Source organism: Streptomyces sp. NPDC017943 (assembly GCF_044328425.1).
Lineage (GTDB): Bacteria > Actinomycetota > Actinomycetes > Streptomycetales > Streptomycetaceae > Streptomyces > Streptomyces djakartensis_A.
The window spans coordinates 531,842-556,974 of record NZ_JBIRHH010000004.1; the positions used below are offsets into that span (position 1 = coordinate 531,842).

20 protein-coding genes are annotated in these 25,133 nt (G+C 69.1%); 6 read left to right on the forward strand and 14 right to left on the reverse strand.

The window, feature by feature from the left end; all coding sequences use genetic code 11:
- Positions 1–270: 270 nt before the first annotated feature.
- Positions 271–888, forward strand: coding sequence for a GNAT family N-acetyltransferase (locus tag ACH4C6_RS16010; RefSeq protein WP_398109173.1), 618 nt, complete (start codon positions 271–273; stop codon positions 886–888).
- Between the two features lie 95 nt (positions 889–983).
- Here ACH4C6_RS16010 and trxA read toward each other — a convergent pair whose 3' ends face one another.
- The 7 genes from trxA to ACH4C6_RS16045 all read right to left on the reverse strand — a co-directional run bounded on the left by trxA (position 984) and on the right by ACH4C6_RS16045 (position 10,749).
- Positions 984–1,316, reverse strand: a complete 333-nt coding sequence (gene trxA / locus ACH4C6_RS16015) for a thioredoxin (protein WP_398109174.1) — start codon at positions 1,314–1,316, stop codon at positions 984–986.
- Between the two features lie 45 nt (positions 1,317–1,361).
- Positions 1,362–2,330, reverse strand: coding sequence for a thioredoxin-disulfide reductase (trxB, locus tag ACH4C6_RS16020; RefSeq protein ID WP_398109175.1), 969 nt, complete (start codon positions 2,328–2,330; stop codon positions 1,362–1,364).
- Positions 2,331–2,498: 168 nt separating this feature from the next.
- The gene (locus ACH4C6_RS16025; protein ID WP_398109176.1) at positions 2,499–3,437 is read right to left on the reverse strand and encodes an anti-sigma factor family protein; all 939 of its coding nucleotides are present in this window, start codon (positions 3,435–3,437) and stop codon (positions 2,499–2,501) included.
- Positions 3,434–4,159, reverse strand: a complete 726-nt coding sequence (gene sigM / locus ACH4C6_RS16030; protein ID WP_398109177.1) for an RNA polymerase sigma factor SigM — start codon at positions 4,157–4,159, stop codon at positions 3,434–3,436. The genes ACH4C6_RS16025 and sigM overlap by 4 nt, the downstream gene beginning before the upstream one ends.
- Before the next feature lie 27 nt (positions 4,160–4,186).
- A complete protein-coding gene (locus ACH4C6_RS16035; RefSeq protein WP_398109178.1) occupies positions 4,187–5,878 on the reverse strand; it encodes a protein kinase family protein in 1,692 nt (563 codons plus the stop codon).
- A gap of 139 nt (positions 5,879–6,017) precedes the next feature.
- Positions 6,018–8,315, reverse strand: coding sequence for a murein biosynthesis integral membrane protein MurJ (gene murJ, locus ACH4C6_RS16040; RefSeq protein WP_398109179.1), 2,298 nt, complete (start codon positions 8,313–8,315; stop codon positions 6,018–6,020).
- A 43-nt stretch (positions 8,316–8,358) separates the two neighbouring features.
- Complete coding sequence (locus tag ACH4C6_RS16045; protein WP_398109180.1) at positions 8,359–10,749, reverse strand: DUF6049 family protein; 2,391 nt, start codon at positions 10,747–10,749, stop codon at positions 8,359–8,361.
- Positions 10,750–11,005: 256 nt separating this feature from the next.
- Between ACH4C6_RS16045 and ACH4C6_RS16050 the strand changes: the two genes are divergently transcribed.
- On the forward strand, positions 11,006–12,451 hold the full coding sequence (locus ACH4C6_RS16050; RefSeq protein ID WP_398109181.1) for a CCA tRNA nucleotidyltransferase: 1,446 nt from the start codon (positions 11,006–11,008) through the stop codon (positions 12,449–12,451).
- Between the two features lie 114 nt (positions 12,452–12,565).
- Here ACH4C6_RS16050 and ACH4C6_RS16055 read toward each other — a convergent pair whose 3' ends face one another.
- From ACH4C6_RS16055 to ACH4C6_RS16070, 4 genes are all read right to left on the reverse strand, one after another.
- Positions 12,566–13,069 (reverse strand): hypothetical protein, encoded by a 504-nt coding sequence (locus ACH4C6_RS16055; RefSeq protein ID WP_398109182.1) that lies wholly within the window; start codon positions 13,067–13,069, stop codon positions 12,566–12,568.
- A gap of 126 nt (positions 13,070–13,195) precedes the next feature.
- The gene (locus tag ACH4C6_RS16060; RefSeq protein ID WP_398109183.1) at positions 13,196–14,461 is read right to left on the reverse strand and encodes an MFS transporter; all 1,266 of its coding nucleotides are present in this window, start codon (positions 14,459–14,461) and stop codon (positions 13,196–13,198) included.
- An 89-nt stretch (positions 14,462–14,550) separates the two neighbouring features.
- Positions 14,551–15,633, reverse strand: a complete 1,083-nt coding sequence (locus tag ACH4C6_RS16065; RefSeq protein ID WP_398109184.1) for an inositol-3-phosphate synthase — start codon at positions 15,631–15,633, stop codon at positions 14,551–14,553.
- A gap of 45 nt (positions 15,634–15,678) precedes the next feature.
- On the reverse strand, positions 15,679–16,362 hold the full coding sequence (locus tag ACH4C6_RS16070; protein ID WP_398109185.1) for a PadR family transcriptional regulator: 684 nt from the start codon (positions 16,360–16,362) through the stop codon (positions 15,679–15,681).
- A 403-nt stretch (positions 16,363–16,765) separates the two neighbouring features.
- Here ACH4C6_RS16070 and ACH4C6_RS16075 point away from each other — a divergent pair, with 403 nt between their 5' ends.
- Positions 16,766–19,399 (forward strand): transglycosylase domain-containing protein, encoded by a 2,634-nt coding sequence (locus ACH4C6_RS16075; RefSeq protein ID WP_398109186.1) that lies wholly within the window; start codon positions 16,766–16,768, stop codon positions 19,397–19,399.
- A 122-nt stretch (positions 19,400–19,521) separates the two neighbouring features.
- The gene (locus tag ACH4C6_RS16080; RefSeq protein ID WP_398109358.1) at positions 19,522–21,033 is read left to right on the forward strand and encodes a glycosyltransferase family 87 protein; all 1,512 of its coding nucleotides are present in this window, start codon (positions 19,522–19,524) and stop codon (positions 21,031–21,033) included.
- 77 nt (positions 21,034–21,110) lie between these two features.
- Here the strand turns inward: ACH4C6_RS16080 and ACH4C6_RS16085 are convergent, their stop codons facing one another.
- The 3 genes from ACH4C6_RS16085 to ACH4C6_RS16095 all read right to left on the reverse strand — a co-directional run bounded on the left by ACH4C6_RS16085 (position 21,111) and on the right by ACH4C6_RS16095 (position 23,897).
- A complete protein-coding gene (locus tag ACH4C6_RS16085) occupies positions 21,111–22,142 on the reverse strand; it encodes an alanine racemase (RefSeq protein ID WP_398109187.1) in 1,032 nt (343 codons plus the stop codon).
- A gap of 163 nt (positions 22,143–22,305) precedes the next feature.
- On the reverse strand, positions 22,306–23,427 hold the full coding sequence (femX, locus tag ACH4C6_RS16090) for a peptidoglycan bridge formation glycyltransferase FemX (protein WP_398109188.1): 1,122 nt from the start codon (positions 23,425–23,427) through the stop codon (positions 22,306–22,308).
- A 164-nt stretch (positions 23,428–23,591) separates the two neighbouring features.
- Positions 23,592–23,897 carry a hypothetical protein gene (locus ACH4C6_RS16095; RefSeq protein WP_398109189.1) on the reverse strand — a complete coding sequence of 102 codons (306 nt, stop codon included), beginning with the start codon at positions 23,895–23,897 and terminating at the stop codon, positions 23,592–23,594.
- Positions 23,898–24,161: 264 nt separating this feature from the next.
- On the opposite strand from ACH4C6_RS16095, the gene rpsF reads away from it, so the two are divergent.
- Both rpsF and ACH4C6_RS16105 read left to right on the forward strand, forming a co-directional pair.
- Positions 24,162–24,452, forward strand: coding sequence for a 30S ribosomal protein S6 (gene rpsF / locus ACH4C6_RS16100; RefSeq protein WP_003991486.1), 291 nt, complete (start codon positions 24,162–24,164; stop codon positions 24,450–24,452).
- 71 nt (positions 24,453–24,523) lie between these two features.
- Positions 24,524–25,108 (forward strand): single-stranded DNA-binding protein, encoded by a 585-nt coding sequence (locus ACH4C6_RS16105; protein ID WP_398109190.1) that lies wholly within the window; start codon positions 24,524–24,526, stop codon positions 25,106–25,108.
- Positions 25,109–25,133 lie beyond the last annotated feature (25 nt).

A 25,133-nucleotide genomic window follows, 5' to 3' on the forward strand; every position in this document is an offset into this window, starting at 1 on the left:
TGTGTGCCGGAAGGTGGCCCGCTCTTTCCTTTTTGGCGGTATCGACGGAATGGCATCGTGGATACGATGCGATCGAGTACGGCGCGACCACTCGGCAGCACCTCTGAAAGGGAGGCAGGGGCCCATGCGAACGATGAGCCGCACCGGACTGGTGGGCGCCGGTTTGGGGCTGGGGGCGGTCGGTGGGTTCATCGGCAGCCTGCTCAGGGAACGGAGCGCTCTGACAGCAGCCCGCGACGCCGCGGGCGAAGGAAGTGAGGATCAGCCTTCATGGGGCGCCGGCTCGCACCGCTCACGCTGGACAACCTTCAGGATCTCCCCCAGCGCTGTGGTTCGTGTGTCTTCTGGGAACTCGACCCGGTCAGTGGTGAGGCCGCGATAAAGGCGGGCACGGCCGCCTCCGAGAAGGAAGCCTGGATTTCGGCGGTCCTCCTGGACTGGGGATCCTGTGGTCGCGTCGTCTATGTGGACGACGTCCCGGTCGGCTTCGTGCTCTACGCCCCGCCCGCGTACGTCCCCCGGTCCACGGCGTTTCCCACGAGCCCTGTCTCCCCGGACGCCGTGCAGTTGATGACGGCGTTCATCCTGCCGGGATACCAGGGGCAGGGCCTGGGCCGGGTCATGGTCCAGACGGTCGCCAAAGATCTGCTCCGCCGTGGGTTCAAGGCCATCGAAGCGTTCGGCGACGCCCGCTGGAAGGAGCCGGCCTGCGTGCTGCCTGCCGAGCATCTCCTGGCGGTCGGATTCAAGACCGTGAGGCAGCACCCCACGCATCCGCGCCTGCGGCTGGAACTGCGGTCGACGCTCTCCTGGAAGGAGGACGTCGAGATGGCGCTGGATCGGCTGCTCGGCGCTGTGCAGAAGGAGCCGGCGCTGCGGCCTCTGTAGGTGTTCCTGGGCAAACAAAATGGGCCAGCCTTCTCGGGCTGGCCCATTCGTGTTTCACGTGAAACACGCACCGCCGGTGCGGCGGCGCGATCGCCTTACTCGGCGATGAAGGCCTCCAGGTCGCGCACGATGGCGGCCTTCGGCTTGGCACCCACGATGGTCTTGGCGACCTCGCCACCCTGGTAGACGTTCAGGGTCGGGATGGACATGACGCCGTACTTGGCGGCCGTGCCCGGGTTCTCGTCGATGTTGAGCTTGACGACCTCGATCTTGTCGCCGTACTCGGAGGCGATCGCCTCGAGGGACGGAGCGATCTGGCGGCACGGGCCGCACCAGGCGGCCCAGAAGTCCACCAGGACAGGCTTGTCGCTCTTGAGGACGTCCTGCTCGAAGGAGTCGTCGGTCACGTTCTTCAGGGTGCCGGCCACGGCGGGCTCCTTAACTGTTGGTGCGTGGGGCGGGTAGGGGGAAAGTCAGGCGGGGGTCTTCTCGGGCTCGGGCTGCTCCTCGTCCGCCAGGGCGGCGAGGTAGCGCTCGGCGTCGAGAGCGGCGGAGCAGCCGGTGCCGGCTGCGGTGATCGCCTGCCGGTAGGTGTGGTCGACCACGTCGCCGGCGGCGAAGACACCGGTCACGTTCGTCCGGGTCGACGGGGCGTCCACCTTGAGGTAGCCCTCCTCGTCCAGGTCGAGCTGGCCCTTGAAGAGCTCGGTGCGCGGGTCGTGACCGATCGCGATGAACAGTCCCGTCACCGCCAGGTCCGACAGCTCCCCCGTCTTGAGGTTGCGCAGCTTCAGGCCGGACAGCTTCGGGTCACCCTGGATCTCGGCGACCTCGCTGTCCCAGACGAACGAGATCTTCGGGTCGGCGAAGGCTCGCTCCTGCATGGCCTTGGAGGCACGCAGGGTGTCGCGACGGTGGACGACGGTCACGGACTTGGCGAACCGCGAGAGGAAGGTCGCCTCCTCCATCGCGGTGTCACCGCCACCGATCACGGCGATGTCCTGGTCCTTGAAGAAGAACCCGTCACAGGTGGCGCACCAGGACACGCCACGCCCGGAGAGCGCGTCCTCGTTCGGCAGGCCGAGCTTGCGGTGCTGCGAGCCGGTGGTCACGATGACGGCCTTCGCCCGGTGGACGGTGCCGGCCGTGTCGGTGACGGTCTTGATCTCGCCGCTGAGGTCGACGGCCACGACATCGTCCGGAACGAGCTCGGCGCCGAAGCGCTCCGCCTGGGCACGCATGTTGTCCATGAGCTCCGGGCCCATGATGCCGTCCTGGAAGCCGGGGAAGTTCTCGACGTCGGTGGTGTTCATGAGCGCGCCACCGGCGGTGACGGCGCCCTCGAAGACCAGCGGCTTCAGCGACGCGCGCGCGGTGTAGAGCGCCGCCGTGTAGCCGGCGGGCCCGGAGCCGATGATGATCACGTTACGGACGTCGCTCACGGCTGGATTCCTCGTCTCTGGACTGCGTCGTTCGACCGGTGAAAGCTCGTCTCGGAACTCTCACCCCACCCAACGGATCCTAAGGGGCTGGCATTCCCGCTGTGCCCGGGCACACGGAGCCGCCCCCACCGTGCCGGTTACCACACAGGGCGAAGGTGAAGCGCTCCGTCACACAGACGGGTACGTGCGCTCCAGAAGGATCTTGCCGGAGGTGGAGGATGCTCGATGATCCACACACGTGGCATCGACGATGTACGCGGTGACCCGAGTCGGGTCCGATGCTGCGGGAAGCAGGACGAGCAGGGCCTTCTTCCCCTGGTACCTGCCGTCCTCGACGGCCAGGGCGGCGTCGTCCCGGCCGATGCCGTCGCGGACACAGCCCGGTACGACAGGCTCCTGGAAGACCTTGGTGCGATTGCCGTCCGGTGCGGTCGCGGCGCCGAAGGGAGTGCGGGAGTTCCCGCCGCCCTCGGTCTTCTCGGACTTCTCCTCGGCAAGGAGACCGGCTACCTGCTGCTGCAGCTTTCCCTCGGAGAAGGTGTCCGCCGGGGCGGTTGCCCGTTCCCCTGCCGTGTCGTGCGACGGCTGGTCGTCGCCGAGCGATGCCAGCAGGACCGAACCGAGACCGAGAGCGGCGACGGTGAAGACGGTGCCCAGGACGGCGATCCTGCGACGCCCGCTGCGTGTGCGGCCCTTGCGGCCGGGGCCAGTGGTGGAGGCGCGGGGATGGCCTGCGGGACGACCGGCCGGCGTCGATGTTTCACGTGAAACACGCGCGACGCTCTCGTCCTCGGGCCGGGCACCGGAGCTGTCGAGTGGCTCCTCGGTGGACTCCCGCCCCTCGGTGTTCTTGGTGTTCAGCAGGGCTTCGGCGGCCAGAGCGGCGTCGATGCGGTGCGCGACGTCATCGGGCATGCGCGGTGGGCCCGGCAGTGTCCCGAGCAGTCCGCGGATCTCCTCCAAGGAGGCATAGACGTCCGCGCAGAGCTCGCACGCGTCGAGATGACGGCGCACAGCGGAGCCGCGAGACGGTGGCAGAAGGCCTTCGGCGAGGTCGGAGATTTCTGCAACGTCCGGGTGCCCGGTCCTGTCTGTTGTCGACGTCACGCTCGTCCACCTCCGCCCTTCACTGCGGCTGAGTCACTCGGTCCTGTGTCCGGCGGGTGCGCCCGAGGCGGTCCCGCTGCGGGTGGGACGGTCGGCTCCTGCGTCCGGTTCCGTTCCTCGTCGGGATTCTCGCTCCCGGCGTCGCCGTCCGGCCGGAGGTGGGTCAGCAGCGGCTGGAGTCTGGCCCGGCCGCGTGAGCAACGGCTCTTCACCGTGCCGGTCGGCACGTCGAGGATCCGGGCCGCTTCCGCGACGGGGTAGCCCTGCATGTCGACCAGGACGAGGGCGGCGCGCTGGTCGGCCGGCAGGGTGCCGAGGGCCTGGACCAGCTGCCGGTGGAGATCGTTGCGTTCCACCGGTGCCGAGGCGGACTCGTGCGGCTCCAGGAGTTGCTCCAGCCGCTCGGTGTCGTCGACCGGGGACGTCTTGCGGGAGGCCACCTTGCGGGCGCGGTCCAGGCAGGCGTTGACCGTGATGCGGTGCAGCCACGTCGTGACGGCCGACTGGCCCCGGAAGGTGTGGGCGGCCCGGTAGGCGGAGACGAGGGCGTCCTGCACCGCGTCAGCGGCCTCCTCGCGGTCCCCCAGGGTGCGCAGCGCAACGGCCCACAGCCGGTCCCGGTGCCGCCGTACGATCTCACCGAAGGCGTCGGGGTCGCCCTGGACGTGTCGGGCGAGGAGGTCCTGGTCGCTCACTCCGTCGTACCCGGTGCCGTCTGCCATCGGCCCCCTTCCTCGAGGCAGATGCCGTCAGCTGGTCACCTTGATGTCCACCACGCGTCCGCGGTAGTTGCCCTCGGCGGTCAGCGGCAGCTTGGTCAGCCAGACCAGGAGGTACCGGCTCTTGACCGACTCGCCGGGCTTGAGCGCCACGGTCGTACCGGATCCCTGGGCGACCTTGTCGTAGGCGTCGAGGGAGGTGGGTTGCGTGGTCGCGTCACCGGCGGCGCGCAGTTCCACGGAGGTGGCGCCCTGGAAGGACACCGTCACCTGTCCGACCTCCTGGACCTTGCCGAGGTCGAGGATGACGCCCACGCCCGACTTCAGCCGGCCGAAGTCGGCGCTGGTGTAGAAGCTGGTCTCCCAGTAGGTGCCCGGGGCGCTGTCGTGGACGCGGTTCGTCTCGTCCGGGTTCTCGGAGCCGTCGCTGCCCAACGGGTCGAAGTCCTTGGCGCCTTCGATGGCGACGGGCTTGCTGAGCGGCTTCTTCGGGCTCTTGTCGTTCCCGTCGTTGGTCTGGGTCTGACCCGGGTCGTCGTCTGTGCCGCCGTGGTCCATCAGGGCGTCCGCCAGCTGCCAGCTGCCGAGGCCCAGGGCGGCGATGAGCAGCGCGGACACGGCCCACTTCAGGGCCTTGCCCGTGCGGCTCTGCAGCGGGGGCGGCGGAGTGGTGACCGGCTGGGTCGCTCCGGGATGCCCGCTCTGCCGGCCGTAGGTGCCCTGCTGGTAGGTGGTGCGCTGGTACTCGGGCGGGGCGGTGAACGCCGGCTCCGGCGGGCGGATACGCGGCATGTCACCGATCGCCTTCACCAGCTCCTCGGGTGTGGTGCAGGGCGATTCGTGCCGGGAGGCGGTGGCGCCGTCGTTGGCCAGTGCGCGCATGGAGAGTTCGGACAGGCCTCGGTGCACACCGGCGCGCACCTGGTCCGGCGCGATCAGGCCGATGTCCTTCGGCAGGCCGGACAGCCCGTAGGCGTCGCTCTCGTACGGCCAGCGCTGGGTGAGCGCCGCGTACAGCAGGGCGCCGATGGCCTCGGTGTCCGTGCGCTGCGGGGTCTCGGAGGAGACGCCGCGCAGGGCGGCGTTCACGGCGAGACCGCGGATGCGCCACTGGCCGGTCGAGGTGCGCAGCACGGCGTTGGGGTTCAGGCGCAGATGGGCCAGGCCCTCACGGTGTGCGGCGGCCATGGCGGAGGCGACCTGGCTCACCAGCTGGTAGGCGTCGTACGGCTCCAGCGGTCCGGAGGCCAGGAGGGTGGTCAGTTCGGTGGCGTCGGGGAGCCACTCGTGGACGACGTAGACGACGTCGTTCTCCTCGACCGCGTCGAGGACCTGGACGAACCGTGGGTCACCCAGGAGGGCGGAGGAGCGGGCGGCGGCCAGGACGGAGCGGGCGCGCCCGTGGTCCGCAGGCAGGATGTGGACTCCGACGGCACGGCGGAGCTTCTCGTCGACGGCACGCCAGCTGCTGAAGCCGTCGAGGCGGGTGACGCACTCCTCCAGGCGGTAGCGCCTGGCGAGTTTGTGACCGCTGTGCAGTTCGGGCGGCGAGGTCTTTCCGGAACCGTCGGCCCGGGGGCTCTCCTGTACCTCGTCGCTGTCCGTGTCCCGCTCCCGGTTCTTGGCCACCCCGTCGGCCGTGGACTGGTCCGCCTGTGCGGTCAGCGACGTCTCGTCGCTGTTGTCTGCCACGTCGACGGCAGCCGTACTCCGTTCCGCCACCGTCGTTCCTGCCTCCCCATCCATTGCGCGTCGGCCGGCATCCGTTGCGTGCCGTCCGACGCCGAAACCAATTGTGCCCACAGTCCGCCGCTATGCACGACACGCGGTGCCCGACGATGGTTGTGCGCCCGCCCCCGCCTCAGCGTCCCAGGCGCCCGCGGACCATGCCCACCAGGGAGTTGAGCTCCTCGATGCGCATGCGGCGGGCGGCGACGAAGAAGACGGCGAGCAGCACCGCACCGCCCGCGAACACCGCGACGAGCGAACCGGCGACGCCCTGGCCGAGCGTCTGGGCGATGCCGTAGCAGGCCGCGCCGCTGAGCAGTGCGGCGGGGATCGACGCGATGCACAGCCGGGCGTAAGTGCGCAGCACCCGGGCGCCGTCGAGGTCGCCGCCCAGCCGCTTGCGCAGCCGGCGCCAGGCGACGCCCACTCCGATCGCGTAGGCCAGGCCGTAGGAGGCGGCCATGCCGACGACGGCCCAGCGGGACGGGATGACGAAGTAACAGATCGCCGAGGCGCCCGCGTTGACGGCGGCCACGATGACCGTGTTGTAGAAGGGGGTCCTCGTGTCCTCGTAGGCGTAGAAGGCACGCAGGACGACGTACTGCACCGAGTACGGGATCAGTCCGAGGCCGAACGCCATCAGCATGAAGCCCATGTTCGTGGCCTCGCTGGTGCCGGAGGAGCCGAACATCAGCGTGCACATCGGGATGCCGAGGGAGAGGAACCCGAACGCGATCGGGACGATCGCGACGGCCGTGGTGCGCAGGCCCTGCGAGATGTCGTCACGGACGGCGCCGCCGTCCCCCTCGGCCGCCGAGCGCGACAGGCGCGGCAGCAGCGCGGCCATCAGGGAGACGGTGATGATCGCCTGGGGCAGGCCCCAGATCAGCTGGGCGTTGGCGTAGGCGGCGAAGCCGGTGCCGTCGACGGGTGAGGCCTTGCCGGCCGCGGTGGACAGCTGGATGACGATCATGGCGCCGGCCTGGTTGGCGAGGACGAACAGGACCGTCCACTTGGCCAGTGTGATGGCCTTGCCCAGGCCTTGGCCCCGCCAGTCGAAGCGCAGTCGCAGCCGGAAGCCGGTCTCGCGCAGGTAGGGGATCATCGCCAGCGCCTGGACCACGAGGCCGAGCAGGACGCCGACGCCGAGCAGGTGCTGGCCCTCCGGCGGGATCGTCCCGGCCTTCATCCCGGACTCTGCGGCGGTGCCGTAGACGTAGATGAACATGCCCAGCGTCACGATGATGACGATGTTGTTCAGGACCGGGGTCCACATCATCGCGCCGAACTTGCCGCGCGCGTTCAGGATCTGGCCCATCACCACGTGGACGCCCATGAAGAAGATCGTGGGCAGGAAGAACTGGGCGAAGGTGATGGCAACCTGGTTCGCCGCCGGGTCGCTGGCGACCCCGTTGGACAGCACGCGGATGAGCAGCGGTGCCCCGATGACCGAGAGCGCGGTGAGCCCGCCGAGCGTCACGATGACGAGGGTCAGCAGCCGGTTGGCGTATGCCTCGCCGCCGTCCTCGTCGTTCTTCATGGCGCGCACGAGCTGCGGCACGAACACGGAGTTGAGGCCGCCGCCGACGGTGAGGATGTAGATCATCGTCGGCAGCTGGTAGGCGACCTGGAAGGTGTCGCCGAGGAGGCCGACGCCCAGGGCCGACACGATCAGTGCGGAGCGGACGAAGCCGGTGAGGCGGGAGACCATCGTGCCCGCCGCCATCACGGCGCTGGACTTCAGCAGGCCCGCGGCCCGTCCGCCCTTCTTGGCGGCGGGAGCGGACACGGGCTCCGGCTCGGGAGCCTCCTCCACCAGCGGGGTCGGTGCCGTCTGCCCGTACGCCGCGTAGGGGCCCTGCGGGGCCTGGCCCGGGGCGGGAGACGGGCCGGGGACCGAGGGCGACTCGTACGAGGGGTGCCCGCTGCCCTGCTGCTGGTCACGGAAAAGGTGCGCGAAGGCGTCCGGCTCCTGGCGCGGCTCGCCGGCCTGGGAGACGAGGTCGTCCACACCCACGAACTGGGTGGTGCGCGGGTCGTCGCCGTAGGGCAGGTGCCGGGTCGGTCCGTCCGGCTCCGGTGCGGGTGTCCGGGCCCAGACCCGTGGGTCGGGCGCGTAGGGCGACTGCGGCGGCTGTCCGTACAGCTGCTGTGCCTGAGAGGTGCCCGGAGCGGGCGGCTGGTGCGCGGCGCGGTCGTAGAGCGCATCGGCGCCCGGGTCCTGGACGGAGGGGCCCTGCGTCCGGTAGGCGTCCTGTGCGTACGCGTCCTGGGCGTAGACGTCCTGGGCGTAGGCGTCCTGGAGGTAGGCGTCCGCCGGGTGGGGCGGCACCTGGCCGTGCTCGTCCGGCGCGCCTTCGGGCCCGCCCCTCTCGGGCCGGCCCGGGCTGCCCGCGGCACGGCCGCGGTCACCGTCGTACGGCGCGTTCATGGTTACCCCACCTCATCGTCCCGGGCCCACCGGCCACGACATCTCAACGGTCCACTCTCTCACCCGTGCCGGACGGGTCGGCGCTTTCCGCTGCGGTGTCCGGGGCCGGGTCACTCGGCTGCTCGGGCGCGTCCGCGCGGGCACCGGCCTCCTCTTCCTGACGGTGACCGGGGTCCTCCGGGTTCCGCGGGGCGTCCGCCGGTCCGTCGGCTTCGCCGTCGGTCTCGGCTGCCTCGTCCTCGGCCGCCTCGCGGGCGGCGGCGCGCTTGCGCTGGGTGTACATCCGGAAGCCGGCCAGGACCAGCAGCAGCACGCCGCCGCCGATGACCAGCATGACCGTGGGCGTGACCTCGGTGACGCGCACGTCGAAGGTGACCGGCTCGCCGTACTTCTGACCGTCCTGCGTGTACAGCTGGGCGATGACCTCGGCCCGGCCGTTGGCGTTGGCGGACGTGGTGAACTTCACCGACTGGGCGTGGCCGCCGTTCACGGTGACCGGTTGCTCGTCGTAGGGCTCGCCGCTGATCTTGAGTCGGGTCGGGTTCTTCGACGTGAGCCGCAGTTCCAGGTGATCGACACCTTGGACCAGGTTGTTCTGGACGGTCACGGGGATGGTGGCGCTGCGGCCGGAGAGCTTGGTCTCCGACTTGTTGATCAGTTTGACCCCGTTGATGAGGCCGTCGAGGTAGCCCTCGATGCCGTCGCGGTAGCCCACCGCCGCGACGCCGCGCCCCCGCCACGTCGTGGACATCTCGCGCTCCATGGCCCGCCCGAAGGGCGTCACCACGCGGTCCTGGCGGGTGAGGATCACCTTGAACTTGTCGAGCTTGGCCTGAGTCCGGGCGATCTGCTCGAACGCGGCCCGCCGCAGCTCCTGCCTGCGCAGCGAGGAGGGGTACGCCGACGCCGACGGCACCCTGGTGGTGGCCGCGGGGTCGGGCTTCGTCCTGGCGGCGGCCGTGAGGTCCTGGGACTCGGACCAGGTCCCGTCCTGCAGGGTCCCGAGCGCCTTGGCCATGGCCTGGGCCTGGCTGACGGACGGCATGCGCTGCGGGGCGACGACGACGCTGCGCTCCTTGCCCGTCTGGAGGCCGAAGGCCAGGCTCTGGGCCAGGAACCGCTGTACCGCCAGTGTGGAGGCCGAGGCGCGCGTCAGATCGCCCTGGAACGCCGTGGACATCCGGGCGTCGCTCACGACCGCCGTGGTGCCCCCACCGATGGGGCGGGCGGCGGAGGGGGTGTAGGAGAGGTCGTCCTGCATGCTGTCGCTGCGGGCGATCACCTTGTCGGCGCCCGCGGAGGTCGCGACCTTCACGATCGACGGGTCGACGGCACCGTCCACGGGCCATGCGAAGTCCTTGGACGGTTTCACGTGGAGAATCGTCGGGATCGTGTTGTCGATGACGTCGGTGGCCTCCTTCAGGTGATTGAGGGTGCCGGTGACGCTCGTGCCCTTGTGGGCGATGGACGCCAGGTCGGGATCGCCGTACGGCAGGGCGACGACCTCCTTGCCCGACACCGCCTCCTGGAGGTCTGCGAGCCAGCGGTTGGCGTCCGCCTGGTGGGTGCCGTCGGTGGTGCCGCCGTCCGGGCCGCGCACCTCGTAGCTCTTGGTCATCGCGTCGACGGAGGCCAGCAGGTCCGGGTCGACCACCCAGGTGACGTCGAGCCCCTTGCCCAGCGACACCATCTGGTCGAGGCGACCGCCGGGAGCGATCTCCTCGGCGAGCTCGTCGTCGCGGAACACCGGCGTCTGCTGCTCGTTCGAGCCCGTCTCGGCGACCATGTGGGAGCTGGAGATGAGGGGCCACAGGAACGTGGTCTTCGTCTTGGTCCCGGCTTCCTCCGGCTGCCACGGCAGGAACGTGCGCTGGACGCCGAGGACCTGGTCCCAGGGCTGCGCGGCGGTCTCCCCGGACAGCGCGACGGCGAGCTGGTAGACGCCGTCCTCACCCAGATCCAGCTCGTCGACCGGTACCGAGATGCTGAAGGGCTCCGACACCCCGGGGGTGAGCTCGGGGAACTTCTCCGTGTACTTGCCGCCGACCGTCTCACCGGCGGGGCCTTGGATGCCGGCGCTCTTCCTTGCGAGGGCGTCGATGGACGAACGGGTGTCCAGCGGGGGCCCGACCTGAAGGTCGACGTGGGCGTCGGTGACGGCCTGCTTGCCCTTGTTGGTCACCGTGCCCGACACGGTCACCGTGTCCCCGTCGGTGGGGGCGCTGGGTGTGAGCGAATCGACGGCGACGGCCACCGAGCCCGAGCCGGCGGCGGCCCGGGCGGACTCCTGTCCGGCGGCGTCCGCCGGGCTCGCGGCGGGCAGCTGGAGGAGGCCGGTCAGCAGGGGCGCACCCGCGAGCAGTGCCCCGGTGCGCCGCAGCCACCGGCGGGCAGGTGAGGCACTGGTCCCCTGGAAGTCTGCCGCCTCGGCCACGCGCTCGTCCGTCCCTCGTCGTCGTCAGTGGTCGTCGGAATGTGCGTCCACGCATGGTAACGATGCGCGCGGAGGTGAAGTGCCGCGGTCCGCACCACAAGATCGCTCAGGACGGCCCGCCTGCCCGGTATGCGGTTCTCCGGAGAACGAACGGCCCCTTACCGGTCCGGGGCATGCCTTGTGCCGGTATGGCAGTACCTGTCCGCTCGAATATCCGGGGGAGCCCACGGCAGCGGGCCACGTACCCTCTTCTGTTGTGCCGAACGCCAATGAAGACACGTCCAGTGCCCTGAGCCAGGTGCAGCAGCGAGCCGTGAGTGAACTGCTGCGAGTCGCTCCTGTCGCCGATGACCTCGCCCGCCGCTTCCAGGAGGCCGGGTTCTCGCTCGCCCTGGTCGGCGGCTCGGTACGCGACGCGCTGCTGGGCCGGCTCGGCAATGACCTGGACTTCACGACCGACGCCCGACCGCAGGACGTGCTCAAGATCGTCCGCCCGTGGGCGGACGCCGTCTGGGAGGTCGGGATCGCGTTCGGCACGGTCGGTGCGCACAAGGGCGGCTACCAGATCGAGGTGACGACCTACCGGTCCGAGGCCTATGACCGGACCTCGCGCAAGCCCGAGGTCTCCTACGGCGACTCCATCGAGGAAGATCTCGTGCGCCGGGACTTCACCGTCAACGCGATGGCCGTCGCGCTGCCGGAGAAGGAGTTCGTCGACCCGCACGGCGGTCTGGAGGACCTGGCGGCACGTGTCCTGCGCACTCCCGGCACTCCGGAGGATTCCTTCTCGGACGATCCCCTGCGGATGATGCGGGCGGCGCGGTTCGCGGCCCAGCTGGACTTCGAGGTGGCTCCTGAGGTCGTCACGGCCATGACGGAGATGGCCGGACGCATCGAGATCGTGTCTGCCGAGCGTGTGCGGGACGAACTGAACAAGCTGATCCTCTCCGCCCACCCTCGCAAGGGCCTCACCCTGCTCGTGGACACCGGTCTCGCCGATCGCGTGCTGCCCGAGCTGCCGGCCCTGCGGCTGGAGCGTGACGAGCACCACCGCCACAAGGACGTCTACGACCACACCCTGATCGTGCTCGAGCAGGCGATGGCCCTGGAGAGTGACGGCCCCGACCTCACCCTGCGCCTGGCCGCCCTGCTGCACGACATCGGCAAGCCGCGCACGCGCCGCTTCGAGAAGGACGGCCGGGTCTCGTTCCACCACCACGAGGTGGTCGGGGCGAAGATGACCAAGAAGCGCATGACGGCCCTGAAGTACTCCAACGAGCTGGTCCGGGACGTCTCACAGCTGGTGGAGCTGCACCTGCGCTTCCACGGCTACGGCACGGGTGAGTGGACGGACTCGGCGGTCCGCCGTTACGTCCGTGACGCCGGTCCGCTCCTCGACCGTCTCCACAAGCTGACCCGCTCGGACTGCACCACACGCAACAAGCGCAAGGCGGCCGCTCTCTCCCGTGCCTACGACGGCTTGGAGGAGCGGATCGCGAAGCTGCAGGAGCAGGAGGAGCTGGACTCCATCCGCCCGGACCTCGACGGCAACCAGATCATGGAGATCCTCGGTGTGGGTCCGGGGCCGGTCATCGGCCGTGCCTACAAGCACATGCTGGAGCTGAGGCTGGAGAACGGACCGATGGAGAGCGATGCCGCGGTGACCGCGCTGAAGGACTGGTGGGCGGAGCAGCAGGGCTGAGCCCACGAAGCCGGGGGGCATGTTTCACGTGAAACATGCCCCCCGGCCCGAAGATCCCTGAACGAAGGGAGGGGCGGTGTTTCACGTGAAACACCGCCCCTTCGTGCGTCTGCCTTACTTCTTGTGGTCCTTCAGGCAGAGCAGGAAGTCCTTGCCGTCACCGCTCTGGGTGTAGACGTACTGGAAGTCCTTGGCCTCGGACTCGCACTTGCTGGACGCCAGGGTGTCCGTGAGGAACTTGCCCTCGATCTTGGCCAGCACCTCGTACTGAGCGGCCGCGTCCTTGCAGTCGACGACCTCGAGGTCCGGGTCGTTGTCGTTGGTGCTGCCGCGGTGCATGCAGTCGCCGACGGCGGCCGTGTTGGCGTCATCCCGGCTGGCTATGTACCCGCCGATGGCCGCACCGGCGACGATGAGGACGATGACGATGTTCTTGATGGTCTTGAAGCTGAGCTTGCGGCCGGTCGGCTGCGGCGGAAGCGGGGCGCCGCCCGGGGGCGGGAAGCCGGGCTGGCCGGGCTGCTGAGGGACGCCGCCCTGCGGCGGGTACGGAGCCTGCGGCTGGCCCGCGGGCTGGCCCTGTGCGAACGGGTTGCCCTGGGGCGGCGGAGTGGACATACGGGGGTCCCCCTAGAAACGCGCGATGAGTGACGCGAACATGTCGCGAGATAAGACGCACGTAAGTTATCGGTCCCCACTGACAACGCAGTAGCCAGGAAGGGCTCTGTGGCATTGATGTGACACTTACCGGCGGACAGATCGGGCCATAGCAGCAGCTACTGCCGCGTAGATAACGGCGATCGTGATCACCAGAGACACGGACCGGCCGTCCGGCGGCAGCATCAGGGCCGCTACGGCGGCTGCTCCGACGAAGAAGACGTTGAACAGCACGTCGTAGACGGAGAAGATTCGGCCACGGAAGCCGTCGTCGACGCACGACTGGACGATGGTGTCCGTGGCGATCTTCGCGCCCTGTGTCGTCAGGCCCAGCACGAAGGCAGCGGCCAGCAGTGGGACGGCGGCGAACGGCAGCCCCAGGGCGGGCTCCAGCAGTGCCGCGGCCCCCGCACACGCCACGATCCAGCGGCCCGGGCCGAGCCGGCCCGCGGCCCAGGGTGTCACCACGGCTGCCGCGAAGAAGCCCGCGCCGGAGACGCCCAACGCCAGCCCCAGCAGTGCCAGTCCGTCATCGGTCGTCGAAGTGAGGGCGTACCGGCAGAGCATCAGCAGCATGACCAGCAGGGCGCCGTAACAGAACCGCATGAGCGACATCGCCGCCAGTGCCCAGGCGGCCTCCCTGCGGGCCGGGGCGGCCAGATGGCGCACGCCGGCCGCCAGGTCCCGGGCAGTGCCGGAGAGGGCAGTCCTGATCCGCTGCGTCTGTCCGTCCCGCTTGTCGGGACCGAGGAGGTCACGCGCCATGCTCAACGACGCGACGGAGGCGCACAGATACAGCCCCGCCGCCACGAGCACGACGACCGCATCCGAGTCCACCGTCGCGAGGCGTACGACGAAGGCGATCCCGCCGCCGGCGGTCGCGGCGAGGGTTCCGGCCGTCGGGGACAAGGAGTTGGCGACGACGAGCCGGTCCGCGTCGACCACACGCGGCAGGGCGGCGGACAGACCGGACAGGACGAAGCGGTTGACGGCCGTGACGCACAGGGCCGAGACGTAGAAGAGCCAGTCCGGAGCGGGACTGAGCATGAGCAGGGCCGTCGCCATGGCCAGCAGGGCCCGCAACAGGCTGCCGCACAGCAGGACCTGACGGCGCCTCCAGCGGTCCAGCAGGACACCGGCGAAGGGTCCGACGAGCGAGTACGGGAGCAGCAGCACCGCCATCGCGGAGGCGATGGCGGCCGCCGAGGTCTGCTTCTCGGGGGAGAAGACGACATAGGCGGCGAGCGCCACCTGGTAGACGCCGTCGGCCCCCTGGGACAGCAGGCGCACGGCGAGCAGGCGTCTGAACCCCTGGAAACGCAACAGGACCCGCAGGTCACGGACGACGGCCATGGGCCCCAGCCTCACATACGGGGAGGGGCCCCGGGTCATGCGACCCGGGGCCCCTCACAGCCCTGGCAGGAGCGATCAGTTGTGGCGCGTCAGCGCTCGACCTCGCCCTTGATGAACTTCTCGACGTTCTCGCGAGCCTCGTCGTCGAAGTACTGCACGGGCGGGGACTTCATGAAGTAGCTCGACGCCGACAGGATCGGGCCGCCGATGCCGCGGTCCTTGGCGATCTTCGCGGCGCGCAGGGCGTCGATGATGACGCCGGCCGAGTTCGGGGAGTCCCAGACCTCGAGCTTGTACTCGAGGTTCAGCGGGACGTCACCGAAGGCGCGGCCCTCGAGGCGGACGTAGGCCCACTTGCGGTCGTCCAGCCAGGCCACGTAGTCGGACGGGCCGATGTGGACGTTGCCCTCGCCCAGCTCGCGGTCGCGGATCTGGGAGGTGACGGCCTGCGTCTTGGAGATCTTCTTCGACTCGAGGCGGTCGCGCTCGAGCATGTTCTTGAAGTCCATGTTTCCGCCGACGTTCAGCTGCATCGTGCGGTCCAGGATCACGCCCCGGTCCTCGAAGAGCTTCGCCATGACGCGGTGCGTGATGGTGGCGCCGACCTGGGACTTGATGTCGTCACCGACGATCGGGACGCCCGCCTCGGTGAACTTGTCGGCCCACTCCTTGGTGCCGGCGATGAAGACCGGAAGGGCGTTGACGAAGGCGACCTTGGCGTCGATGGCGCACTGGGCGTAGAACTTCGCCGCGTCCTCGGAGCCCACGGGCAGGTAGCAGACGAGGACGTCGACCTGCTTGTCCTTGAGGACCTGGACGACGTCGACCGGCTCCTCGGCGGACTCCTCGATGGTCTCGCGGTAGTACTTGCCGAGACCGTCGAGGGTGTGGCCGCGCTGGACCGTCACGCCGGAGTGGGGCACGTCGCAGATCTTGATGGTGTTGTTCTCGGAGGCGCCGATGGCGTCCGCCAGGTCGAGACCGACCTTCTTGGCGTCCACGTCGAACGCGGCGACGAACTCGACGTCGCTGACGTGGTAGTCGCCGAACTGGACGTGCATCAGGCCCGGCACCTTGGACGCCGGGTCGGCGTCCTTGTAGTACTCGACTCCCTGCACCAGCGATGCGGCGCAGTTGCCCACACCGACGATGGCTACGCGGACCGAACCCATTCCGGTTGCTCCCTGTGTGTACGAGTGAGGCCCATCAGCGGGCTCTCACGTGGCGGTGTCGCCGGGCGTATCCGGCCGGGGGTCGTCCCCCGGCCGGGGCAGGCCGCCCGGCGCTCCAGATGTGGTGTCGCGCGATGCGGGCTCCCCGGTGGCGGAACCCTTCAGGTCCCGTCCCGCCCGCTCGCTCTCGATGAGCTCGTTCAGCCAGCGCACCTCGCGTTCCACGGACTCCATCCCGTGGCGCTGGAGTTCGAGCGTGTAGTCGTCGAGACGCTCCCGGGTCCGGGCCAGGGAGGCGCTCATCTTCTCGAGGCGCTCCTCCAGCCGGCTGCGGCGCCCCTCCAGCACGCGCATGCGCACGTCGCGTGACGTCTGCCCGAAGAAGGCGAAACGGGCCGCGAAGGTCTCGTCCTCGTACGCGTCGGGACCCGTCTGCGAGAGCAGTTGCTCGAAGTGCTCCTTGCCCTCCGCGGTCAGCCGGTAGACGATCTTGGCCCGGCGCCCTGCGAGGGGGGCGGCGAGGGCGTCCTCGGCGGTACTGCCCGGTTCCTCGATCAACCAGCCGTTGGCGACCAGCGTCTTGAGGCACGGGTAGAGCGTCCCGTAGCTGAACGCCCGGAACACCCCCAGTGACGTGTTGAGGCGCTTGCGCAGCTCGTAGCCGTGCATCGGAGACTCGCGGAGCAGGCCGAGTACGGCGAACTCGAGGATCCCGGAACGCCGGCTCATCGTCGCCTCCTCTCTGCCGCGGTGCGCATGTATCGGACCGATGCGTCGGACCGATGTGTCGTGCCGATGTATCGACTCGATACATCACGACGATAGAACGGCCTTCCGGATGCGACAAGAGGGGGGGTGGTGAACGGGATCACATCACCGATTCGTCGGACACTACTTGCCTGATTTGAGGTGAACTTGGGGGCTCGGCAGGTTTTGGCGGTGCGTAGTCTGTGCGCCATGCACATCGCCGGGAACCGAGTGACGCCTGTGGGCGTCGTGGTCCTCGGTGTAGTACGGGTGCATGCGGGACCGATGAATACCGAGCCCACCGCATCCGTACTTCGGGGGGACCGGAAACAAGCCGCCGTTTCCAGGCGCGCAGGGGTGCGCCTGCCCGAGGAGTAGTCGTTCGATGAGCGAGCACCGTCGCAAACCGCCGCAGCCGCAGGGAGGCGGACGTGCCGCGGCCCGACGCGGCCAGTCCGGCTCGTCCTCCGGCCGCCGCGCGGCACCGCGAGGCGCAACCGGGTCTCCGTCCGACTCCTATGGGTCGGGTTCTCTCGGCTCGGGGGGTGAGGAGCGTCAGTACGGCGGCCGTGCAGAGGCCCGGCGTGCGGCGCAGAAAGGCACCGGCGGCGGCAGCCGCCGCCGTGCTGCCGAACCGGCCCGGGGCGGTCGGCGCGCCGCTCCGGCAGGAGGCCGCGCCGCAGCCGTCTCCGACCGGAAGCGGCTGGTCGACTACCCGCGGGCCGGGAAGTACGGCTGGCAGCGCTGGGTGCCCTCCTGGAGGCTCGTCTCCGGCCTCTGCATCGGCTTCCTGGGCAGCCTGGTGGCCGTGGCGGGCATCGGATACGCCATGGTCAGCGTCCCCAGCGAGAAAAACGCAGCGGCTCTGTCGCAGAACAACGTCTACCTCTGGGCCGACGGCAGTCGGATGGTCGCGGCGGGCAGTGGCACCAACCGGCAGAACGTCACGATCGAGCGGATCCCGCCGGCCATGCGGTGGGCCGTGATCTCGGCCGAGAACAAGAGCTTCTACGACGACAGCGGCGTCGACCCCATGGGTATCGCCCGCGCCCTGGCGAACATGGCCCGCGGCGGTGACACGCAGGGCGGTTCGACGATCACGCAGCAGTTCGTGAAGAACACCTACCTGAGCCAGGAGCAGACGCTCTCCCGCAAGTTCAAAGAGATGTTCATCTCCATCAAGGTGGGCAACAAGCTCAGCAAGGACCAGATCCTCCAGGGCTACCTGAACACCTCGTACTACGGCCGTGGCGCCTACGGCATCCAGGCGGCCGCGCAGACGTACTACGGCAAGGACGCGGAGCGGCTCTCGCCGAGTGAGTGCGCCTTCCTCGCCGCCCTGCTGAAGGGGCCGACGTACTACGACCCCGCGGGCAACGATGGCCTCGACCCCAGTGCGACCAAGGACGCCAACCGCAAGCGGTCGGAGGAGCGCTGGGGCTGGATCCTCGAGCAGATGCACAACGATGACAAGCTGACGGACGAGCAGTACCAGAAGGCGATCAAGGAATACCCCGAGCCCCAGGGCCGCAAGGCGACCAAGGGCATGACGGGTCAGATCGGCTACCTGGTGGACACGGCCAAGAAATACGTGCTGAACCACTCCAACATCTCGGAGAAGCAGTTCGACCAGGGCGGCTACCAGATCAAGACGACCTTCGTGAAGAAGAACGTCGAGGCTCTGACCGCCGCCGTGAAGAAGGTCGAGAAGCAGCACATCAACCCGAAGCGTGAACTCGACAGGCACGTTCAGTTCGGTGCGGCCTCGGTGAAGCCGAAGGACGGTGCGATCGTCGCCCTCTACGGCGGAGCGGGCTACGAAAAGGGTCACTTCAACAACAACGCCGACACCTCGGGCGTCCCCGTCGGCTCCACGTGGAAGCCGTTTGTGCTCGCCGCCGCAATGGAGCACGGAACGTACCGCAGCGACGGTCCTCTCTCGCCGCTCAGCAAGTACAACGGCAACGACCACCTCAAGGTCAGGAACAACGACGGCACCTACGTCCTGAAGAAGGACAACACGCCGTTCTTCCAGGAGAACGAGAGTGACCACCCCTGGGGCTACATCACCCTGCGCAAGGCGATGGAGCAGTCGGTCAACACCCCCTTCGTGCAGCTCGGTATGGACGTGGGGATGAAGAACGTGCGCGACGTGGCCGAGAAGTCCGGCATTCTGGACGCCAGCTTCGCGACCCTGGACCCGTCGTTCGCCCTCGGGACCTCGACCCCCAGCGCAATCCGTATGGCTGACGCATACGCGACGTTCGCCGCCGCCGGTAAGCAGGCAGCCCCCTACTCGGTGACCAGCGTCAAGTACGAGGGACAGGACGTCGCCGGCTTCGAGAAGCCGCGCGTGACGCAGGCCATGCCGGAGAACGTCGCCAAAAACGTCACTGACGTGCTGGAGAACGTGATCCAGAACGGCACTGGCAAGAACGCCCTGAGCCTGGGGCGCACGGCGGCCGGCAAGACCGGTACGACGGACGAGAACAAGTCCGCCTGGTTCGTCGGTTACACCCAGCAGCTGTCGACGTCCGTTGCGATGTTCCGCGAAGACCCCAAGAGTGCCAAGCTGCTGTCCATGAACGGCACCGCCGGTGTCGAGTCCATTCACGGTGGTGACATCCCCACCCTCGTGTGGACCGAGTACATGAAGGCCGCTCTCAAGGGCAAGGCCGACCTCGGCTTCCCGGAGCCCGAGAAGATCGGCACCGTCCAGGACGCCCTCGGCGCCCCCACGCCCAAGCCGACTCCCAGTGAGCAGCCCAGTCAGACGCCGTCCGAGACGCCGAGCGCCACGCCCAGCGAGACGCCGACGTCTCCCTCGCCCACACCGAGCGACACCTGCGGCTTCTTCGGCTGTGAGGAAGACGGAGGCCAGGAGAACGGCGGCCAGGACAACGGCGGCACGGACGGAGGCATCACCGCTCCGCCGACAGGGCCCACCGAGACGAACGACGACGGTGGCAACAACAGAGGCAACGGCAACGGAGGCATCTTCGGAGGCCCCAACGGCTAGCCGGACAAACGCCCGGCTTGGGTGTTTCACGTGAAACGCGAAGGTGTTTCACGTGAAACGAGGGCCGCCGCACCCACTCGGGTGTGGCGGCCCTCGGCGTATGGCCGGACTCGTACGGCAGGATGTGCGGCATGCCCAGTGCAGAATCGACGCGAGCAGGCGTCCACGAGCCGGAGCCGGTGCTGCCGACCAAGGAGGACGCGGTCGCCGCGGCCGGCAGTGAGCTGATCGGCGGCCCGATCGGGCGCCGTGCCCTGCTCGGGACGTCGTGGTGGACTCCGGTGCGAGTGATCGCGCTGGTGGCGATCGGCATGTTCGTTCTCGGCCTGGTCCAGAAGGCCCCTTGCTACAACGGCGCCTGGTTCTACGGCGCCAGCTCGCAGTACACGCACGCCTGCTACTCGGACATCCCGCACCTCTTCCAGGGGCGTGGCTTTGCCGACGGACTCGTGCCGTACTTCGACCGGCTCCCCGGTGACATGCAGTACCTGGAGTATCCGGTGCTGACCGGTGTCTTCATGGAGGTCGCTTCCTGGCTCACGCCCGGCAGCGGCACCATCCAGGACCAGGAGCAGTGGTACTGGATGGTCAACGCCGGGATGCTGATGGCCTGCGCGGCGGTCATCGCCGTCTGCGTGACCCGAACGCACGCCCGGCGTCCGTGGGACGGTCTGCTGGTCGCCCTGGCGCCCGCGTTCGCGTTGACGGCGACCATCAACTGGGATTTGCTGGCGGTCGCTCTGACGGCCGCGGCGATGCTGATGTGGTCGCGAGGCCGGGCCCTCGCGTTCGGCGTCCTGCTGGGGCTGGCGACGGCCGCCAAGCTCTATCCGTTCCTGCTCCTCGGTCCGCTGCTGGTGCTGTGCTGGCGCGCGGGGAGGTGGCGGGAGTTCGGGACGGCCCTGGGCGGCGCGGTCGTCGCGTGGGTCGTGGTGAACGGTCCGGTGATGCTGTTCGCCTTCGAGGGCTGGTCGAAGTTCTACACCTTCAGCCAGGAGCGGGGCGTCGACTTCGGGTCCTTCTGGCTGATCATGGCGCAGAACTCGGACGACCCGCTCAGTACCGACACCGTGAACACGCTCGCCACACTGCTGATGCTGGTGTGCTGCGCGGCCGTCGCGGTGCTGGGGCTGACGGCACGGCGCCGCCCCCGGTTCGCCCAGCTCGCCTTTCTGATCGTCGCGGCGTTCATCCTCACCAACAAGGTCTACTCGCCGCAGTACGTCCTGTGGCTGGTGCCGTTGGCCGCTCTCGCCCGGCCGAAGTGGCGGGACTTCCTGATCTGGCAGGCCTGCGAGGTGGCGTACTTCCTGGGGATCTGGCTGTACCTCGCGTACACGACCAGCGGAGAGGCCCACAAGGGGCTGCCCACCGACGGCTACCACTGGGCCATCGGCCTGCATCTGCTCGGGACGCTCTACCTCTGCGTCATGGTGGTGCGTGACATCCTCCGGCCGGACCGCGACCCGGTGCGCAGGTCCGGCGACGACGATCCCTCGGGCGGCGTGCTGGACGGAGCCGAGGACGTCTTCGTTGTGGGCCCGGCGGCCCGGCCGAAGCGGCACGAGGTGGCCCGGTCCGAAGGACCTGCGGTCGACTGGGGGCGACAGGGAGCCACGGGCGGTTCGCTCTGAGCGAACGTCCTTCGAGGGCTGGGAAAGCGAGAAGGCCGGACACGGGGACCGTGCCGGCCTTCTCGCCGAGTGTCCCGTCAGCGGTCCATGAGCCGGTCGAACTGGGTGGTGGTGTGCCGCAGGTGGGCCACCAGCTCATCGCCGACCTTCGGCTCGGGCGCGTCCGCCGGCACGAACAGGATCGACACCTGCATGTGCGGCGGTTCGGCGAACCAGCGCTGCTTGCCGCCCCACACGAACGGCGAGAGGTTCCGGTTCACCGTCGCCAGGCCGGCCCGGGCGACGCCCTTGGCGCGCGGCATGACGCCGTGCAGCGCCTTGGGGGCCTCCAGACCCACCCCGTGCGACGTTCCGCCCGCCACGACCACCAGGAAGCCGTCCGAGGCCGCCTTCTGCTGCCGGTAGCCGAAGCGGTCGCCCTTGGCGACGCGGGTGACGTCCAGGACCGCGCCGCGGTACTCGGTGGCGTCGTGGTCCCCGAGCCACAGCCGCGTGCCGATGCGCGCCCGGAACCGGGTCTGGGGGAACTGCTGCTGCAGCCGGGCGAGGTCCTCTGCCTTGAGGTGGCTGACGAACATGGTGTGCAGCGGCAGGCGCGCGGCCCGGAGCCGGTCCATCCAGCCGATGACCTCCTCGACGGCGTCCGAGCCGTCGGTGCGGTCCAGCGGCAGGTGGATGGCGAAGCCCTCCAGGCGGACGTTCTCGATGGCGGAGTGCAGCTGGGCGAGGTCCTGCTCGCTGATGCCGTGCCGCTTCATCGAGGACATCACCTCGATCACCACACGGGCGCCGACGAGGCCGTACACACCGTCTATCGAGGAGACGGAGCGGATCACCCGGTCCGGCAGCGGCACGGGCTCCTCACCGCGCCGGTACGGCGTCAGCACCAGCAGGTCGCCGCCGAACCAGTCCTTGATCCGGGCGGCCTCGTAGGTCGTGCCGACGGCCAGGACGTCCGAGCCCAGGCGGGTGGCCTCCTCAGCCAGCCGTTCGTGCCCGAAGCCGTAGCCGTTGCCCTTGCAGACCGGCACCAGGCCGGGGAACTGCTCCTGCACGTGCTTGTGGTGCGCCCGCCAGCGCGCGGTGTCGACGTAGAGCGTGAGCGCCATGGCCGGACCTGGAACCTTTCTCGTGGTTGCCGTGAATCGGCGATGCGGTGGATCGGCGATGCGATGGATCAACGATCGAGGTGGATCACGATCGCGGTGGATCAGCGGTGCCGCAGGGCGGTGGCCGCCGCGGGCCGGGAGTGGGGAAGCACCGAAGGGCGCGTCACCGGCGCGACATATACATGTCGAGCGCCTTGTGCAGCAGCTTGTTCAGCGGGAAGTCCCACTCGCCGAGGTACTCGGCGGCCTGGCCGCCCGTGCCCACCTTGAACTGGATGAGCCCGAAGAGGTGGTCGGTCTCGTCGAGCGAGTCGGAGATGCCCCGCAGGTCGTAGACGGTGGCGCCGAGCGCGTAGGCGTCGCGCAGCATCCGCCACTGCATGGCGTTCGAGGGCCGGACCTCGCGGCCGATGTTGTCGGAGGCCCCGTAGGAGTACCAGACGTGCCCGCCAACGATCAGCATGGTCGCCGCGGAGAGGTTCACACCGTTGTGCCGGGCGAAGTACAGGCGCATGCGGTTGGGGTCCTCGGTGTTGAGGGCCGTCCACATGCGCTGGAAGTACGACAGGGGGCGCGGACGGAAGTGGTCGCGCACGGCGGTGATCTCGTACAGGCGCTGCCATTCCTCGAGGTCCTGGTAGCCGCCCTGGACGACCTCGACGCCGGCCTTCTCGGCCTTCTTGATGTTGCGGCGCCACAGCTGGTTGAAGTTCTTGTGGACTTCTTCCAGGGACCGGTTCGCCAGCGGTACCTGGTAGACGTAGCGGGGCTGGACGTCGCCGAAGCCGGCGCCGCCGTCCTCGCCCTGCTGCCAGCCCATGCGACGCAGCTTGTCGGCCACCTCGAAGGCACGCGGCTCGATGTGGTCGGCCTCGATGTCGCGCAGGCGCTTCACGTCGGGGTTCTGGATGCCCTGCTTGATGGACGCGGCCTCCCAGCGCCGGATGATCACCGGCGGGCCCATCTTCACCGAGAAGGCGCCCTGCTGCTTCAGGTGAGCCAGCATCGGCTCGATCCATTCCTGCAGGTTGGGCGCGTACCAGTTGATGACCGGGCCCTCGGGCAGGTAGGCGAGGTAGCGCTTGATCTTGGGCAGCTGCCGGTAGAGGACCAGGCCCACACCCACCAGCTCGCCGGTGCGGTCGTCGAACCAGCCGAGGTTCTCCGAGCGCCACTCGGCCTTGACGTCAGCCCAGGCCGGGACCTGCATGTGGCTCGCCGACGGCAGGCTCTGGATGTATGCCAGATGCTGCTCTCGACTGATGGTCCTCAGGGTCAGGCTCATTCGGGGCGCTCCTCGGGCTGGTGTGTCCCCATGGGTTCAGGGGCTCCGGCTCTCGCGCGAAGCCTACTGCGCCGTGGGAGCGCGTCGTCTGGGCGTACGAATCTCCGCCCCGGCGTGAGGCCGGCCGGGGCGGGATCCGGTGTGCGGAAATGGGGTGCCCGGCGTCAGCCGATGAGGCCGCCGTGCGCCATGCCCAGGAAGAACCCGACGCCCGATGCGCCGAGGCCCAGGATGAGGCCGAAGCGCTCCCGGGTCGTCTCCGAGATCCACTGGCCGTACGCACCGGTGAGGATGCCCACCAGACCGGCCCAGGAACTGAGAATGTGCAGGTCGTCCTCGATGATCGCCGTGAGGAAGGCGGTGAGGCCCAGCACCAGGGTCACGGCGAGGAGGGCGTCCTGGAGAGGGTGGGGCTTTCCGTCCGTGGCGAGAAGGCCGCCGCCGGTGTTGGGTCGCAATGCCTGTGCCATGGGGCACCTCCTGCGAAAGTCGGCGCATCGTAGCGCCATACACACCCGATGTGTACAGATTGGCTGCCCCGGCGGCCGGATTTCAACCGGAAGCCACCGGGCGGGTAGTGTGTACCGTCTGCACCGGTGTCTGCCCATGCCATGGCGAGGGCTTCTCCACAGGACCCCTGATTGTCAGTGGTGGCCGATACCGTTGCGTACGCATCACAACCCTCCTGCCACGGAACGACCGTGGCCGCTGAGTCCAAAGGAGGTGGGTTCCACATGCGTCACTACGAGGTGATGGTCATCCTCGACCCCGACGTCGAGGAGCGCGCTGTCTCCCCGCTGATCGAGAACTTCCTCTCTGTCGTCCGTGACGGCGGCGGAAAGGTCGAGAAGGTCGACACCTGGGGTCGTCGTCGTCTCGCGTACGAGATCAAGAAGAAGCCCGAGGGCATCTACTCGGTCATCGACCTGCAGGCCGAGCCTGCGGTCGTCAAGGAGCTCGACCGCCAGATGAACCTGAACGAGTCGGTCCTCCGGACCAAGGTCCTCCGTCCCGAGACCCACTGAGCTTCCCCGCTCAGCTGATCCCGGGATTCGAGTAGCAAGCAGCCAGAGCAAACCCGCCGAGAGGTTCCCCCATGGCAGGCGAGACCGTCATCACGGTGGTCGGCAATCTTGTCGACGACCCCGAGCTGCGCTTCACCCCCTCCGGTGCGGCCGTCGCGAAGTTCCGTGTCGCGTCCACTCCCCGCACCTTCGACCGCCAGACGAACGAGTGGAAGGACGGCGAGAGCCTGTTCCTGACCTGCTCGGTCTGGCGTCAGGCGGCGGAGAACGTCGCCGAGTCGCTCCAGCGAGGCATGCGCGTCATCGTGCAGGGCCGGCTGAAGCAGCGGTCCTACGAGGACCGTGAGGGCGTCAAGCGCACGGTCTACGAGCTGGACGTCGAGGAAGTCGGCGCCAGCCTGCGCAACGCCACGGCCAAGGTCACCAAGACCACCGGCCGGGGTGGCCAGGGCGGCTACGGCGGTGGCAGCGGCGGCGGCCAGGGTGGCGGCGGCTGGGGCGGCGGCCCCGGCGGCGGTCAGCAGGGCGGCGGCGCTCCCGCCGACGACCCGTGGGCGACCGGTGCTCCCGCCGGTGGCAACCAGGGCGGTGGCGGCGGCTGGGGTGGAAACTCCGGCGGCGGTGGCGGCGGCTACTCGGACGAGCCCCCCTTCTAGGGACCGGCTCGCACCCACACTTCTT